Below are 10,162 nucleotides of genomic sequence, written 5' to 3'. Positions count from 1 at the left end.
AAATCAAAACGGCGATTGAAGCGATAGGAGAATTCTGCAAGATAGCGCTGTGCATACTTGGCGTGATTGAATGCATGGTAGGTTCCGCTGAAGGCAGTCTTGAGATTGCCAAGAAGCGTATTGACCCAGCGAAACTCGGCACGCTGCACAGCAGATTTGCCACTTCCCACAATATGGCGCTCATGCTGCGCGGCTGTATGCGTAACCGCCCCGAAACACCCCAAACCATCAGATACGACTCGTGCAGTAGATGACAGACATTCAGCCGACCACTGTTTGAGCGCTTCATATGTAAAACCCGCTACGGGGGTCAAGCGTATATAAAGTGGCTTCCCCTCGCTGTTTGTTTGTATTGCCGCTACAAATGGCGTCTTACTTGCCGCGCCCCGCCCGCGCTTTCCCGGCCTTTCACCTCCCAGATAAGCATCGTCAACCTCCACGCGTCCATCCAGACGGCGTTGCTCTTCGCGCAGCAGCATGGTCTGTAACAGCTTATGCTTGATCGACCATGCCGTTTTGTAACTTACCCCCAGCTGACGTTTGAGTTCCAATGCACTGACCGCATTCTTGCTTTGCGTCATCAAGTAAATGGCCAGAAACCAGGTTCTTAGCGGTAATTTAGTATTTTCAAACACGGTGCCGACAATTGAAGAACATTGGTAGCCACAATCCAGGCATTCCCATAGCTTGCGGCCGTTATGGGTACAGGAATATCGCTCCCCATCGCAGCGCAGGCATCTCCAGCCATGTGGCCACCTCGCAGCAAACAATGCTGCTTCACATTGTGCTTCCGTGCCATATTGATGCAGAAATTCATGCAGTGACAGGCCTGCCTGAAACTGAATTTTATTCATCGCCATTGCCATCCTCCTCTGATTTTGCTACGTTTCTTCGCAATTTGTAGATTTTACAAGATTTCTGAGAGAAGTAACTAATCAGGAAATTTTATGCGCCAATCGGAAAGCATCAATTCCTAGCGCATAGAATCTTTGCAAATTGATATCGGTTGGCATGTCAGGTGAATGATAATGCTGGTTCGAAGCAAGTTCTGGCTGTACCAACCATGGCATGTCGGTAAAGCGGACTGCTTCTAGTTCATCAGTATGAGTTGGATCTTTGCTGCTAAATACAAGGGAAGTGGCATAAATCGGGATACTTTGATGAATGAATGACCGCACAGCCCCACTATTAAGGGAGTTGAGTGCAAGGAAAATGATATTATCCTGATTGTGGCTGCGTCCGGAAAGTATGGAGAGTTTGTCGCGAAAACCGATTTCCACGTCTTCCGCAGAAAAATCCGGATTAATTCGTAGCCAGGCATCCGCAAAAGCCACTTTCAGCCTTTTTGATAATTTGCTGCGATCCGCTAGAATGACAGCATGATGCCGGCCACTGGCTGCTGCCATCCGGGCAACATTCTGTGCTTCTAATTCAACACTGATACCAAGAAAAAAGAGTTGGGTCGACAAACCGATCATTTTTTTCGTTGGATAATTCAGAGCCAATGTTGGCAGGGAAGTCAGATGGCTCGATATCAGTGCATCTACACCGTCTCGCGTAAGAGGGCCGATCACCATTTTAGCTCCATTATCAATCGCTTGTTGATAGGCTGACAGAACGCTTGGTTCATTGCCGTCAGTTGGATAAGAAACCATTTCCAGGATGAAACCCGGTTCAAGCTGGGCAGCATTTTCGAAGCCTTTTTGTACCGCAAACGCGGCTTGTCTCAGCGAAGGGGAATCAAGCGGGAGGAGAAGTGCAATATGCCTGGTTTGGGTGTGCAGGACGGTATTTGACAACAATCCTTCATCGGGCTGATTGGCAAAAGCAGGTAGAAAACCAGTCGATGATATTAACCATAGCAGACAACATCTCAGTAAATTTTTCATGGTGAAATTACCGATTGTGCAGAAAGAAATCAAAGGGATATTATATGTTGTGGCTACGCCGATTGGTAATTTAAGTGATATTACCTTGCGCGCGCTCAGCATATTGTCCGGAGTGGAAGTGATCGCAGCCGAACATGTCCAGACTGCTCACAAATTGCTGTCACGTCATGGGATTACAACTCGCGTGATCCCGGTTCATCAGCATAATGAAAATAGTGCTGTTGGTAAGATCATTTCATTTTTGAATAATAACCAATCTGTTGCCTTGATTACGGATGCCGGTACTCCGGCAATATCTGATCCTGGCGCAAAACTGGTTCGCGGCGTGCGTGAACAGGGATTTAATGTTGTACCGATACCCGGCGCCAATGCGGCTATCAGTGCGCTATCTGCATCGGGTCTGCTGGCACCTCATTTCTTTTTCTATGGATTTCTCCCAGTAAAATCTGCGGAGCGCCAACGCAGGTTGGCCGCACTGAAATCGCTATATGCCTGTATTCTGGTTTTTTATGAAGCGCCACATCGCATACTCGAAACTGTGGCAGACATGGCTCGCACTTTTGGTACGGAACGTGATGTTACTTTTGCACGTGAGCTGACCAAAGTTTTTGAGACAATACACACTTGTGCATTAGGTGATGCGATAACCTGGTTACAGGCCGATGCTAATCGTTTACGTGGAGAGTTCGTTCTGTTATTGGCAGCCATCGAACCACCCTTGCAAACTGAATTTTTAAACCCACAAGCAGAGCAGATACTCGCCATTCTGCAGAAGGACCTGTCTCTTAAGCATGCTGTGCAGTTAACGGCAGAAATTACCGGTGAGAACCGCAAGAAATTATATGCAATTGCACTGGAGAAGCAGAAAGCGGCATTATGAATACTCAATTTAACCCCACTGAGCAGCAGGTAATCTCATTCACTCGGCCAGACGATTGGCATCTGCATTTGCGCGATGGTGCTGCAATGCAATCGGTATTGTCGGATACCGCACGCTGTTTTGCGCGGGCGATCATCATGCCCAATCTCAATCCTCCGGTTATCAATACCGAACAGGCAGCGGCTTATCGCGAACGCATACTCGCAGCAGTCCCGGATGAGATGGAATTCGAGCCGCTGATGACGCTTTATCTAACGGATACGACATCACCAGATGAAATCGTCTGCGCCAGAAACAATGGCTTTATCCATGCCGTCAAACTTTATCCTGCTGGAGCCACTACGCACTCCACTGCTGGTGTGACCGATATTTCCCGCTGCTATACCACGCTGGCAAAAATGGAAGCGCTTGATATGCCACTGCTTGTGCATGGGGAGGTTGTCGATCCGGTAATTGATATCTTCGACCGGGAAAAAATCTTCATTGACCGTGTATTGTTGCCGCTCACGCAGCGCTTTCCGGGGCTGCGCATCGTATTCGAGCATATCACCACCCGCGAAGCAGTCGATTTTGTACAGACCACATCCGGGAAAATTGCTGCAACCATTACCCCACATCATTTGCTGCTAAACCGCAACGCCCTGCTAGTCGGTGGATTACGACCACACCATTATTGCTTGCCGGTATTGAAACGGGAAATTCATCGTCAGGCGCTCATTGAAGCAGCGACTAGCGGCAACCCCAGATTTTTTCTGGGGACCGATAGTGCGCCACATCCAGTCCCTCTCAAGGAATCGGCCTGCGGCTGCGCTGGTATCTACAGCGCGCATGCGGCGATCGAATTTTATGCCTCGGTTTTTGAGCAGACTGGCCGGTTGGATAGGCTGGAGGCTTTCGCCAGTTTTCATGGTGCGGATTTTTATCGTTTGCCACGTAATCGGGATTACATTACGCTCATCAGGCAGCCTTGGAAAATTCCAGAACAGCTTGAGTTCGCAGACAGCAAGTTAGTACCGCTGGGTGCAGGTGATTGTCTTAACTGGAAACTGGTTACTTGACGTGTTCAGGTGTTCTGATTTTAGTTTCCGCCGGTTCAAAACTCAGTTGCCCGACTTTCCATACTAGAAACAGCACCGGTATGCCCAACAGTGCTGTACCGGTGAAGAATATGGCATAGCCGTAGGCATCGACAAATTCCCCGCTGAATCCAGCAATGAATTTGGGCAGCAGCAGCATTACTGAGCTGAACATGGCATATTGCGTTGCGGAATAGGCGGTGTGCGTCAGGCTCGACAAGTAGGCAACAAATGCCGATGAAGCAATACCTGCAGAAAGATTGTCGGCCGAAATAACAAATACCAGTCCGCTAATATCATGCCCTCTGCTTGCCAGCCATACGAACAGCAGATTCGTCGCGGCGGACAAAACCGCACCCAGAAACAGGGTGCGGATGATACCTGTTTTTGCGGTTAGTACACCGCCCACCACCGCACCCAGTATCGTCATGATTACGCCATAGACTTTGGAGACTGTCGCTACTTCATCCTTGCTGTAACCCATGTCCACATAAAAAGGATTGCTCATCACTCCCATGACGACATCCGAAATCCGGTATACCGCAATCAGCGATAGAATCAGCAAGGCATGCAGACCAAAGCGTGTGATGAAGTCCCGAAAAGGAGCGACCACTGCGCCATAGAGCCAGATCAGCATGTCCGAGAAACGCGCGTTGATGTGCCAGCGTAATACAATTTCACGCCCTAGTCTTTCATTTTCCGCATTCAACTCCAGATTGCTGGAAACTTCCGGTTCACGAATGATCAAGGTGGTAACTATCCCGACCGACATGCAGGCCGCCATAAAATAATAGGCCGTTTGCCAGGAATTGTAATCATAACTACCAGGGGTCGGGTCGAATGCAGCCGCCAACCATAGCGCACCAGCCGAGGCCATGATCATTGCCATGCGGTAACCTGCCTGATAAGTCGCTGCCATCGCTCCTTGCAACTGCATTGCGACGGCCTCGATGCGGTAAGCATCTAGGGCGATATCTTGGGTTGCCGAAGCAAAGGCTACCGCAAGTGCAAAGAAGATCATGTGGGATAATTGTTCTGCCGGATTGGTATTGGCCATGCCGATCAATGCAGTGGCAATTGCTAACTGGGATAACAGTAACCACGCGCGTCGCCGCCCGAGCCAGCGGGATAGCAAAGGTAACGGCATTCTGTCTACCAGCGGTGCCCATGCCCACTTGAATCCGTAAGCGAGACCAATCCAGCTAAAGTAGCCAATGGTGGCACGATCGATGCCTGCTTCACGTAGCCAGAAAGAAAGCGTTCCCAGTATCAGCAGTAGCGGCAGTCCGGCCGAAAAACCGAGCATCAGCATGCCGAGTACCCGCGGGTGCAGATAAATGCGCCATACCTGTCCCCAGCCAGTGGATATCATAACGAGTAGTCGTAGTCGTAGTCGTAGTCGTAGTCGTAGTCGTAGTCGATGATCAATGGTGAGTGATCGGAAAACCGCTCGTTCTTGTAGATTGACACAGATCTGGCGGTATCAGCCAGCGCTGGCGTGGCAATCTGATAATCGATGCGCCAGCCAACATTTTTGAGCCACGCCTGCCCACGATTTGACCACCAAGTGTATTGCTCCGGCTCGCGGTTGATTTTGCGAAACACATCCACAAATTTTAATTGATCAAATAACGTTGATAGCCAGGCGCGCTCTTCTGGTAAAAATCCCGAGTTTTTCTGGTTGGAACGCCAGTTTTTAATGTCGATAATCTGGTGGGCAATATTCCAGTCACCACATAACACTACATCACGCCCGCTTTCGGCTAATGTTTGCAAAACCGGGAAAAAGCGTTCCATGAAAAAATATTTCATTTCCTGGCGATGCTCACCACTGGAACCGGATGGCAAATAAAGCGAAATGACGGTCAGATTTGCAAAATCCGCTCTTATAAAACGTCCTTCCAGATCAATCTCGGGAATGCCAATACCTTCAATGAGATTATCCGGTTCCCGGCGGGAATAAAGTCCGACACCGCTATATCCTTTTTTGTCAGCACAATGAAAATACCCGTGATAATTATCCGGTGCACGCATTGTCTCGGTTAAATCCCTTAATTGTGCTTTCAGTTCCTGCACACAAACGATATCGGCATTTTGTCGGGGCAGCCACTCAAAAAAACCTTTGCTGGTCGCTGAGCGTAAGCCATTCAGGTTTAGTGTGACGATTTTCATCGGAAGATAAACAATAAAGGCTGAATAGCCTAGTGTTCAACCAGACCTGGTTTGCAATAAAAGCGCGCCGGGAATAATGATGAACGACTGGAATTTTTAAGAACATCCCCGCCATTACGGATACACGCCAATGTTGCCTTGTCCAGGCTGGTAAAATATTCATTGCTGCCAGGCAAATCCGAAATAGGTGGAACAGTTTCGCGGATGCGGCGGCAGGTCTGCGGTTCATCATCCGGCACTGGATCAGCGGTGTTAAGTGGCAACGGACATAAGCGGCACGGATCACCTGGGCACAAACATCCTTTACATTGCGTGACGTCTGGTGTCTGCGCACTCAGTTTTGATGGTATGGGTAATGCTATCAAGCACAGCACAACTACAAATAGCTTCAATTGCATCTGGTATATCCTCCTAAAAATGATTATTTTTCAAAATCCTGGACGGAGGGCGCCCCGGTTTTTTGTGGAATGATTTCGCGTAACAGTTTAAATAATAAACGGAAATTTTTGGGGGGTTTGTTGGTAAGTTGTTCGTGTTGCACATTGCGCAGCACAGTGCGCAACTGCTGAATATCCGCTTGCGGATAGGCTTCAGCAAATTCAGTCAGCGCAGTTTCATCACTCAATAACCGCTCGCGCCATTTTTCGAGGCGATGCAACCAGGCAGTATGACTGATGCCGGACCGCTGCCATTCGTCCAGTTTTTTTTGAACCGGCGATGGGTCAATCGCACGCATGCACTTGCCAATAAATTGCATTTGACGCCTGCGCGCGCCATGTTTGCTGATATGTCGGGCTTCCAGCAATGCTCCCATCAGGCTGTCAGGTAAATCAAGCTGTCGCAGTTTTTCCGCATCCAACTGAACCAATTGTTCCCCTAACGCCTGCAAGGCATGCATTTGCTGCTTGATGCGCGTCTTGCTTGGGGCAGAATCAATATTGCTATCGACAGATGCGTCCTGATCTGGTTGCAGTTGATTTTTATGCTTTTGATGAGTAGACACAGCGCCAGTATTCGAGAAACTGTTATCATAACCCGCTTTGAAGCAACATCGCTTGTAATTGTCATCCAAACTGGCTGCCTATTCCCAACTCCATGAATAATTCAATTGACAGAACCGAGTCTCCGCAAATTTTTGCTTGCAGCACTGAAATTTTACAGGACATCGCCACTACCATTCTGACGCTTGCCAGGAAAGGCGGGGCAAATGCCTGTGAAACACATATTTCTGAAGGTAGCGGACAAAATGTTACAGCGCGTATGGGTGAAGTGGAGACCATTGAATATACACGCGATAAAGGGCTTTCCGTAACGGTCTACATCGGACAGAATCGCGGCAATGCCAGCAGCAGCGATTTCTCACCTAGAGCCATCGAAGAAACTGTTGCCGCTGCACTGGCTATTGCACGCTATACGGCAGCAGATAGCTTCGCCGGGTTGGCGGAAGCCAGTTTGCTGGCAACGAATTTTCCTGATCTTGGTTTGTATCACCCTTGGTCATTACCTGTCGAACAAGCCATTGAGCTGGCCAAACAATGTGAAGCGGCAGCTCTGGCAATCGACAAGCGCATCATCAATTCCGAAGGGGCGAGCGTATCTGTCAGTGCGGCACAATTTATTTATGCCAATAGCCTTGGTTTTATTGGCGGGTATCCGTCAACCAGTCACAGTATTGGCTGCGCCGTCATCGCTGGTGACGAAAGCGGCATGCAACGTGATTACTGGTATAGCGTGGCGCGTGCCAGGGATGATCTTGAGCGTATCGACGCGATTGGTCAGAAGGCTGGTCAGCGCAGTCTCGCACGATTGGGCGCCCGAAAAATTTCAACTTGTGAGGCATCCGTATTATTTGATGCATCAATTGCCCCAAGTCTGCTCGGCTATTTTGTTCAGGCTATCAGTGGCGCCAGTCTATACCGCAAATCTTCTTTTTTGCTCGACAGTATCGGCAAGCAAGTTTTTCCGGACAATATTCAGATTGATGAGTCGCCTCATCTGGTTAAGGGGCTGGCGAGCCATTCTTTCGACGACGAAGGTGTGGCCACACATGCTCGCAAGATTGTAGAAAATGGCATCGTTCAGGGTTATTTCCTGGGGAGCTATGCCGCACGAAAACTGGGTATGCACTCAACTGGCAATGCTGGTGGCAATCATAATCTGATCTTGAAAAATGATGCGCCACTGCCTTTCGATGCATTACTTAGAAGAATGGGCAAAGGATTGCTGGTTACCGAACTACTTGGTCATGGTGTCAATCTGGTAACCGGTGATTATTCGCAGGGTGCTGCCGGATTCTGGGTGGAGCAGGGAGAAATCTGCTTTCCCGTTGAGGAAATTACCATTGCTGGCAATCTGCAAACCATGTACCGTGGTATCGTCGCAGTGGGCGATGAAATAATTGTTCGCGGCTCCCGGCAGTGTGGCGCGTTGTTGATTGATCGCATGACGATTGCGGGTACTTAAATCAAATCAATTTTTATTTCCTGCAAACGGGATAATTAGTCGCTCCTGAAATTGTTGCCAACGCGTTTACCAAATAATGGTGGTTTGACATTCAATTGTTATTTTTCTAAATTAGACGGGCTGGTATGTGGTTTTGGTTCGTCAGTCATTCATACCTCCAGCTTTAGACATCCGGCCCTCATCCTTGTGTCATCGTTCGGGTGATCCAAGGATGGGTAAAATCAACGGAAAATGGTGTCAGGCCCAGAATAAAGAATCTTTGCTCTTTATTTTTGCACAGAATAACTCCAATCGTCGTTGGGTGTCATCGATAGAGCTCGCCGATTTCTCGCTGACTGTACGCATCGGTTTTATAGGTCGCAGCACTAATATCTTGCGAGTTATACCGGATAGCACAGAATGATTTTCCCAACCTGTTCAGAGCATCATGTCAATTATTTTTTTGATATTTCCTGGAAAAACAAGAGATTCCAATAACCAAATTTGACGCAGCCATTTCAGATGTGCTCCAGAGCCGCGATGACTTCTTCATCTTCTACTTGGGAAAAATTCTGGTAGAACTGTCCAACTGCCTGAAAATTTTCTGGTGTAGACAGACAGATCACTTCATCCACCAACGCTTCGACTTTGCGTAGCGAATCCGGTGCTGCAACGGGTATCGCACAGATCAGGCGGGGGGGGTTACTTTGGCGTAGCATGTTGAGCGCCGCCATCATGGTGGCACCAGTTGCCAGACCATCATCGACGACGACGATAGTGCGGCCTGCTGGATTGATAGATGACCGGTGCGGTGTATAGATCTTGCGCCGTTCACGTATGACACTCATTTGAGTTTCTTTTTCACGGAGCAGATAATCATCATCTGCTCCCACTGCTGCGGCATAGTCGGCAACCTGCATGGTGCCGTGTTCGTCCACTGCGCCAACAGCAAATTCCGGGTGGCCGGGAGCACGGAGTTTGCGAACCAGTACGATGTCGAATTCTCCATTAATCGCGTCAGCGATGCTGCGTCCCATTGGTACTCCTCCGCGCGGGATTGCCAGTACCAGAGGATGTTGATCTTTTAGTTTGCCAAGCTTTGCAGCTAGTTGCCGGGCAGCATCTTCCCGGTCACGAAACAGCATCGCTTGGTTCTTCGTTCCCATTATTGGCCGGGTTTGCGCTGCGCCGGTATTAGATGGTGGCTTGCCAGTTGCGCATGTAGATCCGATATTGAAAGCTTGCTGTAATCTTTGGCGAGTTCCTTGATGGAAAAACCATTGCTGTTTTCCAGACCATTGCGTAGCAATCCAAGCATATGGCTGTCGGCAACCACTACAATCGATTTCGCCTGTTGTTTGTGCGCGAGTTTGATGGCTTTCGCTGCAATTGATTGTGAGAAGCGGCGCTCATATTCTGCGCGATGCTGTTCACGGTGATCGTCATAGCCATGTGCACCACCCCCTGCGCTGCTGCGATTGCCGCTACTGTTATCCGACCACAGGGCTTTATCTGCGGATTCATTTTCCGGGTTGACCAGATTTTCATGCTCAACCAGGCGTGGGCTGGATTCATAAACAGGCGTTTCTGCCGGTTGTAATGAAAAAAAACGGGCCCGGGAACCATTGACGACAGTAACGATGGTATTCATTTACGCTCTCCATGGAACAATGTTGAACAAACAGATAAATAGGGCTTATGGT

At 48.9% G+C, this 10,162-nt stretch carries 11 protein-coding genes; 3 read left to right on the top strand and 8 right to left on the bottom strand.

The window, feature by feature from the left end:
* Both NSMM_RS10420 and NSMM_RS10415 read right to left on the bottom strand, forming a co-directional pair.
* The coding region (locus NSMM_RS10420) for an IS1595 family transposase (protein ID WP_090283480.1) at positions 1 to 860 on the bottom strand (860 nt) is incomplete at its 3' end.
* Positions 861 to 935: 75 nt separating this feature from the next.
* Entirely contained in the window at positions 936 to 1,889 is a 954-nt protein-coding gene (locus tag NSMM_RS10415) for a penicillin-binding protein activator (RefSeq protein WP_176753939.1), read from the bottom strand.
* Here NSMM_RS10415 and rsmI point away from each other — a divergent pair.
* Both rsmI and pyrC read left to right on the top strand, forming a co-directional pair.
* Entirely contained in the window at positions 1,888 to 2,769 is an 882-nt protein-coding gene (gene rsmI, locus NSMM_RS10410; RefSeq protein WP_090287232.1) for a 16S rRNA (cytidine(1402)-2'-O)-methyltransferase, read from the top strand. The two genes, NSMM_RS10415 and rsmI, sit on opposite strands and share 2 nt — an antisense overlap.
* Positions 2,766 to 3,827, top strand: a complete 1,062-nt coding sequence (gene pyrC / locus NSMM_RS10405) for a dihydroorotase (RefSeq protein ID WP_090287218.1) — start codon at positions 2,766 to 2,768, stop codon at positions 3,825 to 3,827. The genes rsmI and pyrC overlap by 4 nt, the downstream gene beginning before the upstream one ends.
* Here pyrC and NSMM_RS10400 read toward each other — a convergent pair.
* The 4 genes from NSMM_RS10400 to yjgA are packed head-to-tail and all read right to left on the bottom strand — an operon-like array spanning position 3,820 to position 7,020.
* Complete coding sequence (locus NSMM_RS10400) at positions 3,820 to 5,217, bottom strand: AmpG family muropeptide MFS transporter (protein WP_090287216.1); 1,398 nt, start codon at positions 5,215 to 5,217, stop codon at positions 3,820 to 3,822. The genes pyrC and NSMM_RS10400 overlap by 8 nt on opposite strands.
* Positions 5,214 to 6,017 (bottom strand): exodeoxyribonuclease III, encoded by an 804-nt coding sequence (locus NSMM_RS10395; RefSeq protein ID WP_090287214.1) that lies wholly within the window; start codon positions 6,015 to 6,017, stop codon positions 5,214 to 5,216. The genes NSMM_RS10400 and NSMM_RS10395 overlap by 4 nt, the downstream gene beginning before the upstream one ends.
* Before the next feature lie 29 nt (positions 6,018 to 6,046).
* Positions 6,047 to 6,415: a hypothetical protein gene (locus NSMM_RS10390; protein WP_245654768.1), complete on the bottom strand. Its 369-nt coding sequence runs from the start codon at positions 6,413 to 6,415 to the stop codon at positions 6,047 to 6,049.
* Between the two features lie 23 nt (positions 6,416 to 6,438).
* Positions 6,439 to 7,020, bottom strand: a complete 582-nt coding sequence (yjgA, locus tag NSMM_RS10385) for a ribosome biogenesis factor YjgA (RefSeq protein WP_090287228.1) — start codon at positions 7,018 to 7,020, stop codon at positions 6,439 to 6,441.
* Positions 7,021 to 7,112: 92 nt separating this feature from the next.
* Here yjgA and pmbA point away from each other — a divergent pair, with 92 nt between their 5' ends.
* Positions 7,113 to 8,480 carry a metalloprotease PmbA gene (pmbA, locus tag NSMM_RS10380; RefSeq protein WP_090287213.1) on the top strand — a complete coding sequence of 456 codons (1,368 nt, stop codon included), beginning with the start codon at positions 7,113 to 7,115 and terminating at the stop codon, positions 8,478 to 8,480.
* A 497-nt stretch (positions 8,481 to 8,977) separates the two neighbouring features.
* On the opposite strand, the gene NSMM_RS10375 is transcribed toward pmbA, so the two are convergent.
* Together NSMM_RS10375 and NSMM_RS10370 are read right to left on the bottom strand one after the other, a co-directional pair.
* A complete protein-coding gene (locus tag NSMM_RS10375; protein ID WP_245654767.1) occupies positions 8,978 to 9,625 on the bottom strand; it encodes a phosphoribosyltransferase in 648 nt (215 codons plus the stop codon).
* Entirely contained in the window at positions 9,625 to 10,110 is a 486-nt protein-coding gene (locus NSMM_RS10370) for a host attachment protein (protein ID WP_090287211.1), read from the bottom strand. The genes NSMM_RS10375 and NSMM_RS10370 overlap by 1 nt, the downstream gene beginning before the upstream one ends.
* Positions 10,111 to 10,162: the final 52 nt, after the last annotated feature.

This window comes from Nitrosomonas mobilis, from assembly GCF_900103035.1.
Classification (GTDB): Bacteria; Pseudomonadota; Gammaproteobacteria; order Burkholderiales; family Nitrosomonadaceae; genus Nitrosomonas; species Nitrosomonas mobilis.
This window is presented reverse-complemented; position numbering and strand designations above follow the sequence as displayed.